Origin of the sequence: Pseudomonas sp. CFBP13508 (assembly GCF_005233515.1) — a bacterium.
GTDB lineage: Bacteria > Pseudomonadota > Gammaproteobacteria > Pseudomonadales > Pseudomonadaceae > Aquipseudomonas > Aquipseudomonas mercuritolerans.
In genome coordinates, this window is record NZ_QFZZ01000002.1 from 440,997 (window position 1) to 459,897 (window position 18,901).

Genomic DNA, 18,901 nt, shown 5'->3' on the forward strand with positions numbered 1-18,901 from the left:
CACAAAAAATGTGGGAGCGAGCTTGCTCGCGAAAGCGGTTTGTCAGTCAACTCATCGCTGAATGAAACACCGCATTCGCGAGCAGGCTCGCTCCCACATAGCCTTCAGACCAAGCTTAGTCGCGGAAGTTGTTGAACTGCAGCGGCATGCCGAATTCCTTGGCACGCAGGGCCGCGATGGCTTCCTGCAGGTCGTCGCGTTTCTTGCCGGTGACACGCACCTGCTCGCCCTGAATGGCGGCCTGGACCTTGAGCTTGGCTTCCTTGATGTGGCCAACGATCTTCTTCGCCAGCTCTTTGTCGATGCCTTCCTTGAGGATGGCGTCCTGCTTCATCAGTTTGCCCGAAGCGTAAGCGTCCTTGACCTCGAGGCACTGCACGTCGATCTTGCGCTTGGTCAGCGCCAGCTTGAGGATTTCGATCATCGCTTCGAGCTGGAACGCGGCTTCGGCGGTGAGGCTGACGGTCAGGTCCTTTTCCTTGAACTCAAAGCTGCCCTTGCCTTTCAGGTCATAACGACGATCGAGTTCCTTCACGGCGTTCTCGACCGCGTTGGTGAGTTCGTGTTTGTCCAGTTCGGATACCACGTCGAACGACGGCATGTAATCTCTCCAATAAAAAGGCGCGCTCGATGTGCATGGAGCGCGCTTGGCTTGCGGTTAAAATCGGGCTCATTATAACGGGTCTTTCCTACCGATACGGCGAGCCGCACATGCCTGCAAGCAATCGAGCAAAAAACTGATGTCGACCACCTGGCACGTACTTGGCGCCGGCAGCCTCGGCACACTCTGGGCGACACGTCTGGCCCGCGCCGGCTTGCCGGTGCGGCTGATCCTGCGCGATGCGGCGCGTTTGCAAAGCTATGCGGCAGTGGGCGGCTTGACCCTGGTAGAAAACGGACAAGCTCATGCCTATGCAGTTCCCGGCGAAACCCCGGACAGCACCGAGCCGATTCGCCGATTGCTGGTCGCGTGCAAGGCCTATGACGCCGAAGAGGCCGTCGCCCGCCTCGCTTCCCGCCTCGCGCCGGACGCCGAACTGATCCTCCTGCAGAACGGCCTCGGCAGTCAGGACGCCGTCGCCGCGCGGGTGCCACAGGCGCGCTGCATCAGCGCCTCCAGCACCGAGGGCGCGTTCCGCGATGGCGATTGGCGCGTGGTGTTTGCCGGTCACGGCTTCAACTGGCTGGGCGATGGCGCGAATCCGCTGGCGCCGGTCTGGCTGGACGATCTGCAAGCGGCGAACATTCCCCATGAATGGAGCGCTGACATCCTCACTCGGTTGTGGCGCAAACTGGCGCTGAACTGCGCGATCAACCCGTTGACCGTGCTCCACAATTGCCGTAACGGCGGGCTGAGCGAGCATCACTGCGAAGTCGCCACACTCTGCGCCGAACTGGCTGAACTGCTCGAACGCTGCGGCCAACCGGCTGCGGCGGACAATCTGCAAGCGGAAGTCGAACGAGTGATCCACGCCACCGCCGCCAATTACTCTTCGATGTTTCAGGACGTCGCCAACCAGCGCCGCACCGAGATCAGCTATCTGTTGGGCTACGCCTGCAAAGTTGCCGAGCGGCATCAGTTGAACCTGCCGCATCTGCACCAGTTGCAGCAACGTCTGATCGCTCATCTGCACAAGCGTGGATTGCCCAGCGACTGAGCAGCCGCTAGGCTGACGACTTGTTCCCCTGCTGCGATAAACCTGATGCCATTGCGCCAGCGCCTTGAAAACCTGCCGGTCGGCCAGAAACTGCTGGCCGCCCTGCTGGTGTTGTTGACCACGGTTCTGCTGGTCGCCAACCTGACCTTTATCAGCGCCGCCTATTACATTTCTCAGGAAAGCATGGCGCCACAGGCCTTGCAGACCATCGGCCGGCTGATCGCCAACCCGAGTCTGGTCAGCGATGCGCTGGAGTCTCCGCGCAGCGCCGAGCGCCTGCTCAAGGAACTCGACAGTTATTCACCGCTGCGCGCCGCCGCCCTGTACGACGGCAAGGGCGAACGCCTGGCGCAAGTGCAGCGCGGCGAAAAACTCAGTCTCCCCGAGCGTTACCGCCACGTCGAAGCGTGGCAACTCACCGAGTTTCGCAGCAATCAACTGATCACCCTGCCCCGCCCCGGCGCCGCACCTGGGCATCTGCTGCTGGTGGCCAGCAGCGAACTGCCGATGGCGTTCTACACCGGCACCCTGACCGCCAGCCTCGGTATCCTGATCTTCAGCGTACTGCTGTGGCTGGTGATTGCCCGGCAGATCAAGCGCCTGATCACCCGGCCGATTCATCAGCTTGAGGAATTGTCCCGGCAGGTCACCCGCGAAGAGAATTACGCCCTGCGCGCTGCACGCGGCAACCATGACGAAATCGGCAGTCTGGCCGAGGCGTTCAACACCATGCTTTCGCGCATCGAAGCGCGCGAGCAGCAGCTCAAACGCGCCCGCGACGACTCGCAGGCCGCCTACGATCAGGCGCAGGGGCTGGCCGAGGAAACCCGCCACACCAACCGCAAACTGGAGCTGGAAGTCCAGGTGCGCAGCAAGATCGAGAAGAAACTCACCGGCTTCCAGAATTATCTCAACAGCATCATCGACTCGATGCCGTCGGCGCTGATCGCTCTCGACGAGCAGCTTTACGTCACCCAGTGGAACCAAGAGGCCAGCGCGCTCTCCGGCACGCGCCTGGACGAGGCGCTGAATCAGCCGATCTTCCTCGCCTTCGAACCGCTCAAGCCGTTTTTGCCGCAGCTCAAGGCCACCGTCGAACAGCACACCGTGGCCAAAGTCGATCGGGTGACCTGGTTCAAGGACGATGAACCCAAGCATTACGCCCTGACGTTTTATCCGCTGATGGGCGGTGCCGGGCGTGGCGTGGTGATCCGTATCGATGACATCACCCAGCGTCTGTCGCTGGAAGAAATGATGGTGCAGTCGGAGAAGATGCTCTCGGTCGGTGGCCTTGCGGCCGGCATGGCCCATGAAATCAACAACCCGCTTGGCGCGATACTGCACAACGTGCAGAACATTCGTCGGCGTCTGTCGGCGGATCTGCCGAAGAACATCGAAACTGCCGAACAACTGGGCATCGAACTGGACACTGTGAACCGCTACCTGCAAGGCCGCGAAGTCCCGCAACTGCTCGACGGCATTCAGCAGGCCGGCGCCCGCGCGGCGAAAATCGTCACGCACATGCTCAGCTTCAGCCGCCGCAGCACCCGGCAAATGGCGCCGTGCGATCTGCCAGCATTGATTGATCAAGCCGTGGAAATCGCCGGCAACGACTTCGACCTGGCCATCGGCTTCGACTTCAAGGGCCAGGCGATCATTCGTCAGTTCGACCCTGCCCTCGGTCCGGTGCCGGGCACCGCCAACGAGCTGGAACAGGTGTTGCTCAATCTGCTGAAAAACGCCGCGCAGGCCATTCATCAGCGCGAAGACGACAGCGAGCCGGGCCGGATCATTCTGCGCACCCGGCTCAATCCGCCGTGGGCCGAGATTCAGGTCGAGGACAACGGCATCGGCATGAGCGAGAACGTGCGCAAGCGTACCTTCGAGCCGTTCTTCACCACCAAGGAAATCGGCCAAGGCACCGGGCTTGGCCTGTCGGTGTCCTATTTCATCATCACCAATAACCATAAAGGCCAGATGGAAGTGCAGTCGGCGCCCGGCCAGGGCACTTGCTTCACCCTGCGTCTGCCGCTGGCGCAACCTGCGCCGTTGACCACCGAAACCAATTCACTACCGAGGTAACCCATGGGCTTTCGCTTGTCGAAGATCTACACCCGCACCGGCGACAAAGGCGAAACCGGCCTCGGTGACGGCCGCCGCGTTCCCAAGGATCACCCGCGCATCGAGGCGATCGGCGAGGTCGATACGCTGAACAGTCAGGTCGGCGTACTGCTGGCCGGTTTGATCGCCGAGCGAGAGTTGCATCCGGGGCTGAATGAAATCATTGAGGTGTTGGCGCCGTGTCAGCATCGCTTGTTCGACCTGGGCGGCGAGTTGGCGATGCCTGAATATCAGGCACTGAACGAGGCTGAAATCGAGCGTCTGGAAGCGGCGATTGATGTGTGGAATGAAGAGCTGGGGCCGCTGGAGAACTTCATCTTGCCAGGTGGTTCGATGTTGATTGCGCAGGCACATGTCTGCCGCAGTCTGGCGCGCAGTGCCGAGCGCCGCTGTCAGCATTTGAACTCGATTGAGCCATTGGCCGGGGTTGGCCTGGCGTATATCAATCGGTTGTCGGATTTGCTGTTTGTTGTGGCGCGGTTGATTGCGCGGCGGCAGGGAGTCGCGGAGATTCTCTGGCAGCCGGCTGCGAAACCTGAAGGAAAGTAGCGCCTGTCAGGACGCTTCGCGAGCAGGCTCGCCCCCACATTTGACTGCGTTCTGACTGAAGAAATGCAATCCACTGTGGGAGCGAGCCTGCTCGCGAAGAGGCCGCTAGCCTCAATCTAGAATCAAGCTTCCGGCCAAAACGCCCGAATCCCCGCCACACCCTGAGCCCCAACACCCCAAGCCTTCTCGCGTTCCGCCGGCCCTACTCCACCGAGCAGAAACACCGGTTTACTGAAATCGTCGATCAACGCCTGCGCCTGCTCCCACCCCAACGGCTGTGCATCCGGGTGCGTCAGCGTCGGCTGCACCGGCGACAGGGTGACAAAGTCGACGCCCATCTGCTCGGCCAGCGCCAGCTCTTCAGCGTTATGGCACGACGCCGCGAGCCAGCGCTCCGCCGGCAACGGACGCCCTGCCGCTGCGTATTTACGCAGTTGCGCAGCGGTGATGTGCCAACCAGCAGACGGGAAATCGCCGAGCCATTCGAACGGCCCTTTGATCATCAACTGTGCCTTGCCCGCACACAGGCCCACCGCATCGACCGCCAGATCACGGTATTTCGGGTCGTAGCCGTTGGGTGCGCGCAGCTGGATCAATTTGATGCCGCCGGCGATCGCCTTCTGGATGCCGCGCAACAAGGCGGGGCCTTCCAGATCCTCCGGAGTGATCAGGTATTCGGCAGGCAAACGCGCCGCCGCGACGATCGGCTGGTTGGCCGCCGGGAACTCATAGTTGATCAACTCCTTGGCGCTGACCCAGGCCAGTGGCTGGCCTTCCGCACCGTGGGGTTCGCCGCTGAATGCCGAGACTTCCCAGACATCCAGCAACACCTGTTTGTCCGGGTAATCGTGGCGAACCTTGATCAGCGGACGCGCAGCATCAACGACGATGCCCAGCTCTTCGTGCAGCTCACGAGCCAGTGCCGATTCGACCGACTCGTCAGCCTCGACCTTGCCACCGGGAAATTCCCACAAGCCGCCCTGATGCTGGGTGTCGGCACGGCGGGCGATAAGGATTTTGCCGGCGCCGTCACGAATGACGGCAGCGGCGACGTGGACGCGTTTCACGGGTTCAATTCCTCCAGTCCAGCCTTTTGCCACGCTTTGAAGGCGGGCCATTGGTAGACGGTTTCAACATAAGCTTCGTCGACTGCCGGCAACTTCACCTGATAGGTGCGCAGGCGCACGGCGATCGGCGCGAAAAAAGCGTCGGCGAGGCTGACACGACCGAACAGGTAAGGCCCCTCTTCCGTCGCTGCCGCGCGGCATTCGGCCCACAGCGCGAGCATGCGTTCGATATCGACCTTCACTTCTGGCGGCACCGGGTTCAGCGGTGCGTCCTGGCTGAGGTTGAACGGCATGTGGTTACGCATGGCGAAGAAGCCGCTGTGCATCTGTGCGCAGGCCGAGCGGGCCTGGGCGCGGGCGAAGGTATCGCTCGGCCAGAGTTGCTCGGACGGAAACTGTTCGGCGAGGTATTCGGCGATGGCCAGCGAATCGGCGATGGTGCCACGGGCGGTTTGCAGCAGCGGCACCTTGCCGGTCGGCGAGTGCTTGAGCAGACGCTCGCGGGTGTCGGGCTTGCCGAGCTTGATCAGCTCTTCGCTGTAGGGTGCGCCGGTCAGTTCAAGCGCCAGTGCCGCACGCAGGGACCAGGAGGAAAGCAGTTTGTCGCCGATGATCAGGTGCAGGGACATGGTGTGGCGCCTTTTCGTCAGAGGAAACTTCAAGATTTATTGTGTCGCAACCTCCGCTTTCGCGAGCAAGCTCGCTCCCACAGGTTCTGAGGTGTACACAACATTTGCGAACGGCCGTAACCACTGTGGGAGCGAGCTTGCTCGCGAAGAGGCCGGCAGCCCACTCCCACACCTTGAATCAAGTACGGTATTCAGCGTTGATCTTCACGTATTCATGCGACAGGTCGGTGGTCCAGATGGTTTCGCTGCAATCGCCGCGACCCAGTTCGATACGAATGGTGATTTCTTCCTGCTGCATCACCGCCGAGCCCTGGGCTTCAGTGTAGGTCGCGGCGCGGGCGCCACGGCTGGCGATGCACACGTCGCCGAGGAATACATCAATCTTGCTCACGTCCAGGTCCGGGACACCGGCACGGCCGACGGCGGCAAGGATGCGGCCCCAGTTCGGGTCGGAGGCAAACAGTGCGGTCTTGATCAGCGGCGAGTGGGCCACGGTGTAACCGACGTCCAGGCATTCCTGGTGGTTGGCGCCGCCATTCACTTCAACGGTAACGAACTTGGTCGCGCCTTCGCCGTCACGCACGATGGCCTGGGCGACGTCCATGCACACTTCGAACACCGCTTGCTTCAGCTTGGCGAACAGCTCGCCTTCAGCGCGGGTGATCTCAGGCAGCGCGGCCTTGCCAGTGGCGATCAGCATGCAGCAATCGTTGGTCGAGGTGTCGCCGTCTATGGTGATGCGGTTGAACGACTTGTTCGCACCGTCGAGCATCAGGTTGTGCAGCACGTCGCGGGAGACTTTGGCGTCAGTGGCGATGTAACCGAGCATGGTCGCCATGTTCGGGCGAATCATGCCGGCGCCTTTGCTGATGCCGGTGACAGTGATGGTCACGCCGTCATGCTCGAACTGGCGGCTGGCGCCCTTCGGCAGCGTGTCGGTGGTCATGATGCCAGTGGCGGCGGCTTCCCAGTTATTCTCCGACAGATCATCCAGCGCAGCTTGCAGCGCGCCTTCGATCTTCTCGACCGGCAGCGGCTCGCCGATCACGCCAGTGGAGTACGGCAGAATCTGGCTGGCATCGACGCCGGTCAGCTCAGCCAATTTAGCGGTGGTGCGCTCGGCGGCAGCCAGGCCCGGTTCGCCGGTGCCGGCGTTGGCATTGCCGGTGTTGGTCAGCAAGTAACGCACGGCGTTCTGTACGCGCTTTTTCGCCAGGATCACCGGCGCGGCGCAGAACGCGTTCAGGGTGAACACGCCAGCCACGGTCGAACCTTCAGCACATCGCATCACTACCACATCCTTGCGCCCCGGACGCTTGATGCCGGCCGAGGCGATACCGAGTTCAAAACCGGCAACCGGGTGCAACGTTGGCAAAGGACCAAGACCAACAGCCATGAATGCGCTCCTTACTCAATGATGTCAGCACCGCCACGGGAAAGGACGGTGGGATAAATGGCAAAACGCCGCGACGGCAGGAGCCGGTCGCGGCGCGGGGTGTTCAGCGATTGAAACGGGTTTTACTGGATCTGCCCGTGGCAATGCTTGTATTTCTTGCCCGAACCGCAGTAGCACAGTTCGTTGCGGCCCAGCTTCTGCTCGTTGCGAACCGGGGCAGCGGCGGTGGCCAGTGCCACATCGACCTCTTCACCCAACGCTTCCGGCTGATCCAGCCCAGGCGCTTCGGCGTGTTCGAACTGCATGCGCGCAGCCAGTGCTTCGGCTTCCTGACGCAGGCGTTGCTCTTCGGCTTCCGGATCTTCGCGACGCACCTGAACGTGCGAGAGCACGCGGATCGAGTCGCGCTTGATCGAATCGAGCAGCTCGGAGAACAGCGTGAAGGATTCGCGCTTGTATTCCTGCTTCGGGTTCTTCTGCGCATAGCCACGCAGGTGAATGCCGTGACGCAGGTGATCCATGGTCGACAGGTGGTCTTTCCACAGGTCGTCGAGTACGCGCAGGACGATCTGCTTCTCGAACGAGCGCAGCGCCTCGGCACCGGCCTGGTCTTCTTTCTCGTTGTACGCCGCCATCAGCTCGGTCATGAGCTTTTCGCGCAGGGTTTCTTCGTACAGGTGATCGTCTTCGTCGAGCCATTGCTGGATCGGCAGTTTCACGCCGAAATCGCTTTCGATCGACGCTTCCAGACCGGCAACGTCCCACTGTTCTGGCAGCGATTGCGGCGGAATGTGCGCGCTGACGGTAGCGTTGAGCACGTCCTGACGGAAATCGGCGATGGTCTCACCGATGTTGTCGGCGGCCAGCAACGTGTTACGCATGTGATAGATCACTTTACGCTGTTCGTTGTTGACGTCGTCGAACTCGAGCAGTTGCTTGCGGATGTCGAAGTTGCGGCCTTCAACCTTGCGCTGCGCCTTCTCGATCGCGTTGGTCACCATGCGGTGTTCGATCGCTTCGCCCGGCTGCATGCCCAGGGCTTTCATGAAGTTCTTCACGCGGTCAGACGCGAAGATGCGCATCAGGCTGTCTTCCAGCGACAGGTAGAAGCGGCTCGAACCGGCATCGCCCTGACGGCCGGCACGGCCACGCAGCTGGTTGTCGATACGGCGCGATTCGTGACGCTCGGAAGCGATGACCTGCAAGCCGCCGGACTCCAGCACTTGCTGGTGACGCTTCTGCCAGTCGGCCTTGATCTGGGCGATCTGCTCAGGGGTAGGGTTTTCCAGCGAAGCGACTTCCACTTCCCAGTTGCCGCCCAACAGGATGTCGGTACCACGACCGGCCATGTTGGTGGCGATGGTCAGCGCACCCGGACGACCGGCCTGAGCGATGATTTCAGCTTCTTTTTCGTGGAACTTGGCGTTAAGAACCTTGTGTTCGATGCCTTCTTTGACGAGCAATGCGGACATGTGCTCGGAGGTCTCGATGGTCGCTGTACCCACCAGCACCGGACGACCGGCCGCCATGCTTTCCTTGATGTCGGCCACGATCGCCGCGTATTTCTCTTCGGCGGTGAGGAACACCAGGTCGTTGTAGTCTTTACGCGCCAACGGCTTGTTCGGCGGAATGACCATGACTTCCAGACCATAGATCTGGTGGAATTCGAACGCTTCGGTGTCGGCGGTACCGGTCATGCCGGACAGCTTGGTGTACAGACGGAAGTAGTTCTGGAAGGTGGTCGAGGCCAGGGTCTGGCTCTCAGCCTGGATGTTCAGACCTTCCTTGGCTTCGATGGCCTGGTGCAGGCCTTCGGACAGACGACGACCCGGCATGGTACGACCGGTGTGTTCGTCGACCAGTACGACCTGACCGTCCTGGACGATGTATTCGATGTTGCGGTTGAACAGTTTGTGCGCACGCAGACCGGCGTAGACATGGGTCAGCAGACCGAGGTTGTGCGCCGAGTACAGGCTCTCGCCTTCGGCCAGCAGGCCTACGCGGGTGAGCATTTCTTCGATGAACTGGTGACCGGCTTCGTTGAGTTCGACCTGACGGGTCTTTTCGTCAACGGTGTAGTGACCGGCCTTGGTGACCTGGCCTTCGACTTCCTCGACGTGCAGTTCCAGCTGCGGGATCAGTTTGTTGATCTCGGTGTACAGCTTGGAGCTGTCCTCGGCCTGACCGGAAATGATCAGCGGGGTACGCGCTTCGTCGATGAGGATGGAGTCGACTTCGTCGATCACGGCAAAGTTGAGTTCGCGCTGGAATTTTTCATCCATGCTGAACGCCATGTTGTCGCGCAGGTAGTCGAAACCGAATTCGTTGTTGGTGCCGTAGGTGATGTCGGCGGCGTAGGCGGCGCGCTTCTCTTCCGGCGGCTGGAACGGCGTCACGACGCCGACGGTCAGGCCGAGGAATTCATACAGCGGGCGCATCCAGTTGGCGTCACGGCGGGCCAGGTAGTCGTTCACGGTCACAACGTGCACGCCCTTGCCGGACAGTGCGTTGAGGTAAACACCCAGGGTGGCCACGAGGGTCTTGCCCTCACCGGTGCGCATTTCGGCAATCTTGCCTTCGTGCAGGGTCATGCCGCCGACGAGTTGCACGTCGAAGTGGCGCATGCCCATCACACGCTTGCCGGCCTCGCGGGCTACGGCGAAGGCTTCCGGCAACAGCTTGTCGAGGGTTTCCCCTTTGGCAATACGGGCCTTGAACTCGGCGGTCTTGGCGCGCAATTGATCGTCCGAAAGGGCCACCATTTGCTCTTCGAAGGCATTGACGAGCTGCACCGTCTTGAGCATGCGTTTGACTTCACGCTCGTTCTTGCTTCCAAAAAGTTTCTTTAACAAAGGCGCAAACATATCGGCAGGATCTTCCACACTAAAGGGATGGAGGGCGGCCCCGTGAGTCGCCCGTGCAGCCCTCATGGCCGCATGCGAACGAGCATTCTACCCGGAAACGGTGGTGAGGAAAGTGGCGATGTTCCACGATGCTGGCACTGCGCTTTGACGGGGCTCACTTAAAATAGGGGCGTTTTGCTCAACTTCAACCCGTCGGGGGAAAGAAGTCAGGCGTTGATTTAATGAGCAAATCAGGGACAAAAGCAATGGCCCAGAGGTTCCGCAGCTTTCTGCTAACATGGCGCCTCTGTTATCTCAGGTGTTCAATCATGGCGTTTCGCCCTCTCACGGCCAGAGCACCCGCCGTTCTGTTACGTGAAGCCAAACCGCTCAAAGCCATCCTCGGCCATGCCCAGCGCCTGGAGCATTTGCAGCGCCTGCTCGAAAGCCAGCTGCAACCGGCCGCCCGCGAGCATTGCCGGGTGGCCAAATGGCGCGAAGGCGAGCTGTCGCTGGTGGTCACTGACGGCCATTGGGCGACGCGCCTGCGCTATCAGCAGAAACGCCTGCAACGGCAGCTGCAATTGTTCGAAGAGTTCGCCAACCTGACGCGGATCAAATTCAGCGTGCGCCCGCCGATCATTCAGCACCGGGCGGTTGGGCACACGATGGATCTGTCGAGCAGTGCGGCGGAGACGATTCAGTCGACGGCCGACGGGATCAGCGATCCGGGATTGCGCGCGGCGCTGGAGCGGCTGGCGGCGCATGCCAAAGGTAAAGCCTGAAGTAAAAGCAAAAGATCGCAGCCTTCGGCAGCTCCTACAGAATGAATGCATTTCAACTGTAGGAGCTGCCGCAGGCTGCGATCTTTGCTTTTAGCGGCGCTTGCTGCCTCCGAGCAGGGAACCCATCAACCCGCGCACCAACTGCTTGCCGAGATTATTGGCCGCCTGACGCATCGCCGATTTCAACGCCTGCCCTGCCGCCGTGCCGAGGAATTCTCCCGCACGATCAGCCAGGCTCGGCTCTTCGGCTGCGGCTTTGCCTGCCTGTGTTTCGGCCTCGGGCGCCAGCCCTTTGCGTCCCATCAAGATCTCATAGGCCGACTCACGATCGATCGGCTTGTCATAGCGCCCCTTGAACGGCGAGCCGGCGATCAGCACGGTGCGCTCGGTTTCGGTCAGCGGACCGATCCGCGATTGCGGCGGTGCCACCAGCACGCGCTGAACCATTTCCGGCGTGCCCTTCTCGGTCAGCGTGCCGACCAGCGCCTCACCAATACCTAACTCAGTCAGCACCGACAGACTGTCGAACGCCGGATTCGGCCGAAAGCCATCCGCCACTGCCCGCAGGGATTTCTGCTCTTTGGCGGTGAACGCACGCAGGCCGTGTTGAATGCGCAAGCCCAACTGCGCCAGCACGTCATCCGGCAGATCCGCCGGCGACTGGGTGACGAAATACACGCCAACACCCTTGGAACGAATCAAACGCACCACTTGCTCCAGGCGTTCCTGCAACGCCTTGGGCGTGTCGCCGAAGAGCAAGTGCGCTTCATCGAAGAACAGCGCCAGCAGCGGCTTGTCAGCATCGCCGCGCTCGGGCAGTTGCTCGAACAACTCGGCCAGCAGCCACAGCAGGAACGTTGCGTAAACCTTTGGCGCCTCGTGCACCAGCCGACTGGCGTCGAGCAGATGGATGCGTCCACGCCCATCGGCGGTGGGTTGCAGAATGTCTTCGAGTTGCAGCGCCGGCTCGCCGAACAGGGCTTCGGCGCCCTGCTGTTCCAGTGTCGCCAAGCGGCGCAGCAGCGCCTGGCTGGAACCGGTGGTCATCAGCGCCGCGTCTTCGCCCAGCAGCTGCGGATTGTCCTTGAGGTGATTGAGCAGCGCTTTCAGATCCTTGAGATCCAGCAACAGCAAGCCTTCGCGATCCGCCACCTTGAAAGCCGCGTACAACGCCGACTGCTGACTGTCGGTCAGCTCGAGCAGGCTGCCGATCAGCAGCGGGCCCATTTCGCTCAGGGTGGTGCGCAGCGGATGTCCGGACTCACCGTGGATGTCCCACAGAGTCACGGGATAAGCCTGCGGCGTGTGACCGAGCCAGGGCATGCCGGCGATGCGCTCGGCCACTTTGCCCTGCGGGTTGCCGGCAGCACCTAGGCCGCACAGGTCGCCTTTGATGTCAGCGGCGAACACCGCGACACCGGCGTCGCTGAACGCTTCGGCCAGACGCTGCAATGTCACGGTCTTACCGGTGCCGGTAGCGCCGGCGATCAGCCCGTGGCGGTTGGCGAGGCGCATGGCCTGAGCGATGGGTTGCGCGGCCGGATCAGCGCCGATAACGAGTTGCAAGGAGTCAGGCATTTTCTCACCCAATGGTTAATCTTTGATGACACATGGCCGATACATAAATTGGATAGACCCGTCAGAAAATCGGGTCGGACATTTCCCTAAGGAGAGCCGGAAATATCAGTTTTTCAACCTTGCCCATAGTGCGCGTCTCTATCAAAGCACGCCCAGGACATTAAGACCTTAGCGGAACCCCAAGCCATGAACAAAAACCTGCGCTTCAGCCATAAGATTTTGCTTGCCGCCGCGCTCATCGTCATTGCCGCTTTCGCCTCGTTCACGTTGTACAACGACTGGCTGCAGCGCAATGCGATCCGCGATGATCTGAACAACTACCTCAATGAAATGGGCGAGGTCACCGCCGGCAACATCCAGACCTGGCTCAGCGGGCGCATCCTGCTGATCGAGAACGCCGCGCAGAACATCGCCATCAACCCGGAACCTGCCACGGTCGCCAGCCTGCTCGAACAGAAAAGCCTGACTTCGACGTTCATGGCCACCTATCTGGGCGATGCCACCGGGCACTTCACCATCCGCCCGGACGTGAAAATGCCGGACGGTTTCGATCCGCGCGTACGCCCTTGGTATAAAGGCGCCGAAAGCAGCAGCACTTCAACCCTGACCGAACCCTACATCGATGCGGCCACCGGCCAGTTGATCATCTCCATCGCCACCGCGTCGAAAAAGGCCGGGCAGAGCGTCGGCGTGGTCGGCGGCGACCTCAGCCTGCAATCGCTGGTCGACACCCTCGCCGCACGGGATTTCGATGGCATGGGCTACGTGTTCCTGGTCAGCGCTGACGGCAAGATCCTCGTTCATCCGGACAAGGCCCTGGTGATGAAGTCGCTCAAAGAAGCCTACCCGCAGGACACCCCGCGCATCAGCAGCGATTTCAGCGAAGTGACGGTTGATGGCAAAACCCGCATCGTCACCTTCGCCCCGATCAAGGGCCTGCCGTCGGTGAACTGGTACATCGGTCTGTCGATCGACAAGGATCAGGCCTACTCGATGCTCAGCGAATTCCGCACCTCGGCGGTGATCGCGACCATTATTGCCGTGGCGATCATCATTGCCCTGCTCGGCATGCTCATCCGCCTGCTGATTCAGCCGCTGCACGTGATGACCCGCGCCATGGAAGACATCGCCGACGGCGAGGGCGACCTGACCAAACGCCTGAAAATCGTCAATAACGACGAATTCGGCATCCTTGGCACCGCATTCAACCGCTTCGTCGAGCGTATTCACGGCTCGATCCGCGAAGTGTCCTCGGCCACCGGCCAGGTCAACGAAGTCGCCCTGCGCGTGGTCGCGGCGTCGAACTCGTCGATGTACAACTCCGATCAGCAAGCCTCGCGCACCAGCAGTGTTGCCGCCGCGATCAATCAGCTCGGCGCTGCCGCCCAGGAAATCGCCCGCAACGCCGCGCAAGCGTCGAATCAGGCCAGCGATGCCAGGGGTCTGGCCGAAGATGGCCAGCAGGTGGTCGAGCGCAGCATCAAAGCGATGAACCAACTGTCGAGCATGCTCAGCGCGTCGAGCACCAACATCGAGTCGCTGAACAGCAAGACCGTCAACATCGGCCAGATTCTCGAGGTGATCACCAGTATTTCCCAGCAGACCAACCTGTTGGCGCTGAACGCGGCGATCGAAGCGGCGCGTGCCGGTGAGGCCGGTCGCGGTTTTGCCGTGGTGGCCGATGAAGTGCGCAATCTGGCGCACCGCACGCAGGAATCGGCACAGCAGGTGCAGACCATGATCGAGGAGCTGCAAGTCGGCGCCCGAGAATCGGTGAGCACCATGAGCGACAGCCAGCGCCACAGTCAGGACAGCGTGGAAATCGCCAACCTTGCCGGCGAGCGCCTGAACAGCGTGACCCTGCGCATTGGCGAGATCGACGGAATGAACCAGTCGGTGGCGACCGCGACCGAAGAGCAGACTGCGGTGGTCGAGTCGATCAACGTCGACATTACCGAGATCAATACGCTTAACCAGGAAGGCGTGGAGAACCTGCACGCGACGTTGCGCGCGTGTTCGGATCTGGAGCAGCAGGCTTCGCGTCTCAAGCAACTGGTGGGCAGCTTCAGGATTTAAGCTGCGGCGACTGGCCACTTCGCGAGCAGGCTCGCTCCCACAGGGAAAATGCATTCCATTGTGGGAGCGAGCCTGCTCGCGAATATCTACCTTTCAACGAAACCCGACTGACACCCCACCGCGCAATCCCGACCGAACATCTATTCTGGATAACGGTCAACCAAGGGAGAACAACACAGCGGAGGGTTGCTCACCGTGCATATCGCCGACATCACCATGTTCTACGCCCCGGCCAGCGGAGGCGTACGGACTTATCTGGATGCCAAACACCGTCGCCTCGGCGACCGCAACGCCATTCGTCACAGCCTGCTGATCCCCGGCGCACGACTGGGTGAACATGACGGCATTTACACGGTTCCAGCGCCCGCGCTGCCCTTCGGCAAAGGCTATCGCTTCCCGCTGCGCCTGGCGCCATGGCGCAATGTCCTGCAGGATTTGCAGCCGGACCTGATTGAAGTCGGCGATCCCTACCTCACCGCGTGGGCGGCCCTGGATGCGCGGCGGCAGCTGGATGTGCCGGTGATCGGCTTTTATCACTCTGATCTGCCGCTGCTGGCGGGCAATCGCATGGGCCATTGGGTCACGCCGAATGTCGAGGCCTACGTCACCCGTCTCTATGGCAATTTTGATCGTGTCCTTGCCCCGAGTCAGGTTATGGCCGACAAGCTCATTGGGCTTGGCGTGCGCAACGTGCATGTGCAGCCGCTGGGCGTCGATCTGCACACTTTCCATCCCGACGCCCGCGACCCCGGCCTGCGTGCCGAGCTGGGAATCGCTGAAGACACCCGCCTGCTAATCTTTGCCGGGCGCGGTTCCAAGGAGAAAAACCTGCCGGTGCTGCTCAAGTGCATGCAGCGCCTCGGTCCGCGCTATCACTTGTTGTTAGTCGGCTCGTCGATGCCCGCAGCGGTGCCGGACAACGTCAGCGTCATCGACGAATTCTGCCCGGCGCCGAAAGTCGCGCGGCTGATGGCCAGCGCCGATGCGCTGCTGCATGCCGGCGACCAGGAAACCTTCGGACTGGTCATCCTTGAGGCCATGGCCTGCGGCATTCCCGTGGTGGCGGTGGCGGCCGGGGCGTTTGAAGAAATCGTCAACGATTCCTGCGGCCTGCTCTGCGCGCCGAACAATCCCCAGGCCATGGCCAACGCCGTGCGTGAGCTGTTCAGTCGCGGCTGCGCCCGCCTCGGTCAACAGGCGCGCCAGCACGTCGAACGGTATTACGCCTGGGACACCGTGGTCGACAGTCTGCTCAGCCACTATCACGCGGTGCTCGGCCATACGCTGCCACGGGTGGCCAATGGTTGAAGAAATGAAAGCTGTTTGCCTGGTGTTGCATGATGTGGCGCCCTCGACCTGGGCGGATTACCAGCCCTTCGTCGAGGCTGTCGATGCCTTGGGTGATGTGCCGATGACGTGGCTGGTGGTGCCGGACTTCCATCGCCACGATGCCCTTGATGCCAACCCTGCCTTCCGGCGAGTGCTCGATGCCAGGGTCGCCCGAGGCGATGAACTGGCGCTGCACGGTTACTACCACGACGATCAGGAACCCATGCCAAACACCCCGCGCGACTGGTTCATGCGCCGGGTCTACACCCATGAAGGTGAGTTCTATCGCTTGTCCCGCGAAGCAGCCTTGGCCCGCCTGCATGCGGGTCTGAAAATGTTTCAGCGCTACGACTGGCCGGTGCACGGCTTCGTCGCCCCGGCCTGGCTGATGAGCGACGGCACGCGCCAGGCTTTGCGCGAATTACCGCTCAGCTACACCAGCGATCCGCAGCATCTTTATCGCTTGCCCGACTTCAGCGCCATAGATGCACCGGGGCTGGTGTGGAGTTCGCGCAGTGCCTGGCGTCGTGGCTTGTCGAAAATCGTCAGCGACCAGTGTGAACAGCGCTGGCGCGAGGCATCGGTGATTCGCCTGGGCCTGCATCCGGTGGACATGCGTCACCGTTTTTCTCGCGATTACTGGTTGCACACGCTGCAACGCCTGCTGGCGGAGGGACGCGTGCCGCTGACCAAAATCGACTGGCTGGCCCGACAGCGCGGACAACTGGAACGCGCAGCATGAAGCGCAGCCTGTTGTTGCTGATCGGCCTGCTGGCAGCGGTGCTGATTCCGGTGCTGCTCGGCGGCGGCGAAACCTGGTCGCGCCTGCGCAGTTTTCCGCTGAACTGGCTGTTGATCATGTTCGGCATGATCCTGCTGTGCTGGGGCATCAATACGTTGCGCCTGCGTTTGTTGCTTGGCGATCAGCGTGAAAAGGTCGCGCCGTTGAAAAGCCTCGGCGTAGTGATGGCGGCCGAGTTCGCTTACTGCGCCACGCCTGGCGGAAGCGGCGGACCGCTAACCATCATGGCGTTGCTCGCGCGTTGCGGCGTGCGTCCGGCGCGGGGCAGCGCAGTGTTTGCCATGGATCAGCTCAGCGATCTGCTGTTCTTTCTCTGCGCCCTGAGCGGGATTCTGATTTACGCGCTGTTCCAGCACCTGAGCGATCGCCTTGAATGGTTGCTGACGGTCAGCGCCGTTTCGCTGTTCGGCGGCTTGTTCAGTTGCGTATTGATTGCGCGTTATCACCGCGCATTGATCCGCCTGAGCGGGCGGCTGTTGGCGGGAATGAATGTCACGGCGCGCACTCGCCGACGCTGGGCGCGCAAGTTGCTGCACTTTCTCGCGGCGTTTACCGATACCTTGAAGTTGCCTTGGCAGACGCTGGTTCAGGTGTTTGCCCTGACCTGCGTGCACTGGCTGCTGCGCTACAGCGTCTTGTATCTGGCCTTGCGTGGGCTCGGTGCCGACTTGCAGTGGGCATGGAGTTTTCTGGTGCAGATGCTCTCGCTGGGCGCCGGCCAGTTCAGTTTGTTACCCGGCGGCGCGGGAGCGGCGGAATTGACCTCGGCCGCGTTGCTCGCGCCGATGGTGGGCAAATCCACCGCAGCGGCGGCGATCCTGATCTGGCGCGTGGTGACGTATTACTTCTATCTGCTGGTTGGCGGGCCGGTGTTCGTGTTGATGCTGGGCAAGCCGTTGCTGAAGAAGCTGATGAACGTCAGGCAGGCTTCTTAGGTTCGTCCTGCTCTTGCTGGAGTTGCTCCCAAAGCTCGGCGGCGCCGGGGAATTCGGTGCCGTCGTCCGGGCTCATGTCCTCCGGGTCGTAACGACTCAGGCAACCTTCACCAAGGGTGGCGGGCGCTTTTGAAGTGGCTTTGTCCAGTGGATCGCTCATGGCTTTTCCTCGGGCTCAAATGACAAGGGCCTGGACGATTCAACGCCCAGGCCCTTGGTTTTTCAAGCGTGGCGTGCTCGATCAGAACACAACCGTCTTGTTGCCGTGCACCAGCACGCGGTCTTCCAGGTGATAACGCAGGCCGCGGGCCAGCACCATCTTCTCGACGTCACGGCCGAAACGCACCATGTCTTCGATGCTGTCACTGTGGCTGACACGCACCACGTCCTGCTCGATGATCGGGCCGGCGTCCAGCTCTTCGGTCACGTAATGGCAGGTTGCGCCGATCAGCTTGACGCCGCGCAGGGACGCCTGGTGATACGGCTTGGCGCCGACGAACGAAGGCAGGAAGCTGTGGTGAATGTTGATGACCTTGTGCGCGTATTCGCGGCACATGTCCGGCGGCAGGATCTGCATGTAGCGCGCCAGCACCACCACTTCGGCGTCATGCTGCTTGACCAGCCGCGACACTTCGTCAAATGCAGGCTGCTTGTCCTGCGGATTGACCGGCACATGGTAGTAAGGGATGCCGTGCCACTCGACCATGCTGCGCAGGTCGTCGTGGTTGGAGATCACGCAGGAGATTTCGCAATCCAGTTCGTCGCTGTGCCAGCGGTGCAGCAAGTCGGCCAGGCAGTGGGATTCGCGGCTGGCCATCAGCACCACGCGCTTTTTCTGCTCGGTGTCGGTGATGCGCCAGTCCATCGAGAACTCTTCGGCGATCGGCGCGAACTTCTCGCGCAACTCTTCGATACCGAACGGCAGGGAATCGGCACGGATTTCGTGACGCATGAAGAACCAGCCCACTTGATTGTCAGAGTGGTGGCTCGCTTCGGTGATCCAGCCGTTATGAGAGGCCAGAAAATTACTGACTTTGGCAACGATGCCAACGCGGTCCGGGCAAGATATCACCAGCCGAAAAGTGCGCATGAGGGGGAAACTCCAGAACTTCACAAAGGCCGCCATTCTAGCG

16 protein-coding genes are annotated in these 18,901 nt (G+C 61.4%); 8 read left to right on the forward strand and 8 right to left on the reverse strand.

The features are described 5' to 3' along the window. Window positions 1–115: 115 nt before the first annotated feature. Window positions 116–601 (reverse strand): YajQ family cyclic di-GMP-binding protein, encoded by a 486-nt coding sequence (locus PspCFBP13508_RS06555; RefSeq protein ID WP_016773491.1) that lies wholly within the window; start codon window positions 599–601, stop codon window positions 116–118. Between the two features lie 139 nt (window positions 602–740). On the opposite strand from PspCFBP13508_RS06555, the gene PspCFBP13508_RS06560 reads away from it, so the two are divergent. Genes PspCFBP13508_RS06560 through PspCFBP13508_RS06570 form a run of 3 tightly spaced genes read left to right on the forward strand, consistent with a single transcriptional unit; the run spans window position 741 to window position 4,328 of the window. Further along, window positions 741–1,658, forward strand: coding sequence for a putative 2-dehydropantoate 2-reductase (locus tag PspCFBP13508_RS06560; RefSeq protein ID WP_137214006.1), 918 nt, complete (start codon window positions 741–743; stop codon window positions 1,656–1,658). A gap of 45 nt (window positions 1,659–1,703) precedes the next feature. Beyond that, entirely contained in the window at window positions 1,704–3,740 is a 2,037-nt protein-coding gene (locus PspCFBP13508_RS06565) for a HAMP domain-containing sensor histidine kinase (protein WP_130910016.1), read from the forward strand. Between the two features lie 3 nt (window positions 3,741–3,743). After that, entirely contained in the window at window positions 3,744–4,328 is a 585-nt protein-coding gene (locus tag PspCFBP13508_RS06570; RefSeq protein ID WP_137214007.1) for a cob(I)yrinic acid a,c-diamide adenosyltransferase, read from the forward strand. Window positions 4,329–4,450: 122 nt separating this feature from the next. Here the strand turns inward: PspCFBP13508_RS06570 and PspCFBP13508_RS06575 are convergent, their stop codons facing one another. The 4 genes from PspCFBP13508_RS06575 to secA all read right to left on the reverse strand — a co-directional run bounded on the left by PspCFBP13508_RS06575 (window position 4,451) and on the right by secA (window position 10,284). Then, on the reverse strand, window positions 4,451–5,395 hold the full coding sequence (locus PspCFBP13508_RS06575) for a Nudix family hydrolase (RefSeq protein ID WP_137214008.1): 945 nt from the start codon (window positions 5,393–5,395) through the stop codon (window positions 4,451–4,453). Continuing rightward, complete coding sequence (locus PspCFBP13508_RS06580; protein WP_137214009.1) at window positions 5,392–6,024, reverse strand: glutathione S-transferase family protein; 633 nt, start codon at window positions 6,022–6,024, stop codon at window positions 5,392–5,394. The genes PspCFBP13508_RS06575 and PspCFBP13508_RS06580 overlap by 4 nt, the downstream gene beginning before the upstream one ends. Before the next feature lie 178 nt (window positions 6,025–6,202). Then, window positions 6,203–7,420 (reverse strand): bifunctional glutamate N-acetyltransferase/amino-acid acetyltransferase ArgJ, encoded by a 1,218-nt coding sequence (gene argJ / locus PspCFBP13508_RS06585; RefSeq protein WP_137214010.1) that lies wholly within the window; start codon window positions 7,418–7,420, stop codon window positions 6,203–6,205. A gap of 122 nt (window positions 7,421–7,542) precedes the next feature. Continuing rightward, complete coding sequence (gene secA / locus PspCFBP13508_RS06590; protein ID WP_130910013.1) at window positions 7,543–10,284, reverse strand: preprotein translocase subunit SecA; 2,742 nt, start codon at window positions 10,282–10,284, stop codon at window positions 7,543–7,545. Between the two features lie 308 nt (window positions 10,285–10,592). On the opposite strand from secA, the gene PspCFBP13508_RS06595 reads away from it, so the two are divergent. Continuing rightward, entirely contained in the window at window positions 10,593–11,048 is a 456-nt protein-coding gene (locus PspCFBP13508_RS06595) for a DciA family protein (RefSeq protein ID WP_110646619.1), read from the forward strand. Window positions 11,049–11,138: 90 nt separating this feature from the next. On the opposite strand, the gene PspCFBP13508_RS06600 is transcribed toward PspCFBP13508_RS06595, so the two are convergent. Continuing rightward, the gene (locus PspCFBP13508_RS06600; RefSeq protein WP_137214011.1) at window positions 11,139–12,626 is read right to left on the reverse strand and encodes a helicase HerA-like domain-containing protein; all 1,488 of its coding nucleotides are present in this window, start codon (window positions 12,624–12,626) and stop codon (window positions 11,139–11,141) included. Between the two features lie 186 nt (window positions 12,627–12,812). On the opposite strand from PspCFBP13508_RS06600, the gene PspCFBP13508_RS06605 reads away from it, so the two are divergent. The 4 genes from PspCFBP13508_RS06605 (at window position 12,813) to PspCFBP13508_RS06620 (ending at window position 17,768) form a co-directional block, all read left to right on the forward strand. Further along, entirely contained in the window at window positions 12,813–14,702 is a 1,890-nt protein-coding gene (locus PspCFBP13508_RS06605) for a methyl-accepting chemotaxis protein (protein ID WP_137214012.1), read from the forward strand. 216 nt (window positions 14,703–14,918) lie between these two features. Further along, window positions 14,919–16,010, forward strand: a complete 1,092-nt coding sequence (locus tag PspCFBP13508_RS06610; protein ID WP_178084478.1) for a glycosyltransferase family 1 protein — start codon at window positions 14,919–14,921, stop codon at window positions 16,008–16,010. Continuing rightward, on the forward strand, window positions 16,003–16,773 hold the full coding sequence (locus tag PspCFBP13508_RS06615; RefSeq protein WP_137214014.1) for a polysaccharide deacetylase family protein: 771 nt from the start codon (window positions 16,003–16,005) through the stop codon (window positions 16,771–16,773). The genes PspCFBP13508_RS06610 and PspCFBP13508_RS06615 overlap by 8 nt, the downstream gene beginning before the upstream one ends. After that, window positions 16,770–17,768, forward strand: coding sequence for a lysylphosphatidylglycerol synthase transmembrane domain-containing protein (locus tag PspCFBP13508_RS06620; protein WP_137214015.1), 999 nt, complete (start codon window positions 16,770–16,772; stop codon window positions 17,766–17,768). The genes PspCFBP13508_RS06615 and PspCFBP13508_RS06620 overlap by 4 nt, the downstream gene beginning before the upstream one ends. On the opposite strand, the gene PspCFBP13508_RS27405 is transcribed toward PspCFBP13508_RS06620, so the two are convergent. Together PspCFBP13508_RS27405 and purU are read right to left on the reverse strand one after the other, a co-directional pair. Then, window positions 17,752–17,928, reverse strand: coding sequence for a hypothetical protein (locus PspCFBP13508_RS27405; protein ID WP_163018872.1), 177 nt, complete (start codon window positions 17,926–17,928; stop codon window positions 17,752–17,754). The two genes, PspCFBP13508_RS06620 and PspCFBP13508_RS27405, sit on opposite strands and share 17 nt — an antisense overlap. A gap of 81 nt (window positions 17,929–18,009) precedes the next feature. Beyond that, window positions 18,010–18,858 (reverse strand): formyltetrahydrofolate deformylase, encoded by an 849-nt coding sequence (purU, locus tag PspCFBP13508_RS06625; RefSeq protein ID WP_016773477.1) that lies wholly within the window; start codon window positions 18,856–18,858, stop codon window positions 18,010–18,012. Window positions 18,859–18,901 lie beyond the last annotated feature (43 nt).

Coding starts and splice junctions, on each gene's coding strand:
- PspCFBP13508_RS06555 (WP_016773491.1), bottom strand. CDS start 601: ATGCCGTCGTTCGACGTGGTATCCGAACTGGACAAACACGAACTCACC.
- PspCFBP13508_RS06560 (WP_137214006.1), top strand. CDS start 741: ATGTCGACCACCTGGCACGTACTTGGCGCCGGCAGCCTCGGCACACTC.
- PspCFBP13508_RS06565 (WP_130910016.1), top strand. CDS start 1,704: ATGCCATTGCGCCAGCGCCTTGAAAACCTGCCGGTCGGCCAGAAACTG.
- PspCFBP13508_RS06570 (WP_137214007.1), top strand. CDS start 3,744: ATGGGCTTTCGCTTGTCGAAGATCTACACCCGCACCGGCGACAAAGGC.
- PspCFBP13508_RS06580 (WP_137214009.1), bottom strand. CDS start 6,024: ATGTCCCTGCACCTGATCATCGGCGACAAACTGCTTTCCTCCTGGTCC.
- argJ (WP_137214010.1), bottom strand. CDS start 7,420: ATGGCTGTTGGTCTTGGTCCTTTGCCAACGTTGCACCCGGTTGCCGGT.
- secA (WP_130910013.1), bottom strand. CDS start 10,284: ATGTTTGCGCCTTTGTTAAAGAAACTTTTTGGAAGCAAGAACGAGCGT.
- PspCFBP13508_RS06595 (WP_110646619.1), top strand. CDS start 10,593: ATGGCGTTTCGCCCTCTCACGGCCAGAGCACCCGCCGTTCTGTTACGT.
- PspCFBP13508_RS06600 (WP_137214011.1), bottom strand. CDS start 12,626: ATGCCTGACTCCTTGCAACTCGTTATCGGCGCTGATCCGGCCGCGCAA.
- PspCFBP13508_RS06605 (WP_137214012.1), top strand. CDS start 12,813: ATGAACAAAAACCTGCGCTTCAGCCATAAGATTTTGCTTGCCGCCGCG.
- PspCFBP13508_RS06610 (WP_178084478.1), top strand. CDS start 14,919: ATGTTCTACGCCCCGGCCAGCGGAGGCGTACGGACTTATCTGGATGCC.
- PspCFBP13508_RS06615 (WP_137214014.1), top strand. CDS start 16,003: ATGGTTGAAGAAATGAAAGCTGTTTGCCTGGTGTTGCATGATGTGGCG.
- PspCFBP13508_RS06620 (WP_137214015.1), top strand. CDS start 16,770: ATGAAGCGCAGCCTGTTGTTGCTGATCGGCCTGCTGGCAGCGGTGCTG.
- PspCFBP13508_RS27405 (WP_163018872.1), bottom strand. CDS start 17,928: ATGAGCGATCCACTGGACAAAGCCACTTCAAAAGCGCCCGCCACCCTT.
- purU (WP_016773477.1), bottom strand. CDS start 18,858: ATGCGCACTTTTCGGCTGGTGATATCTTGCCCGGACCGCGTTGGCATC.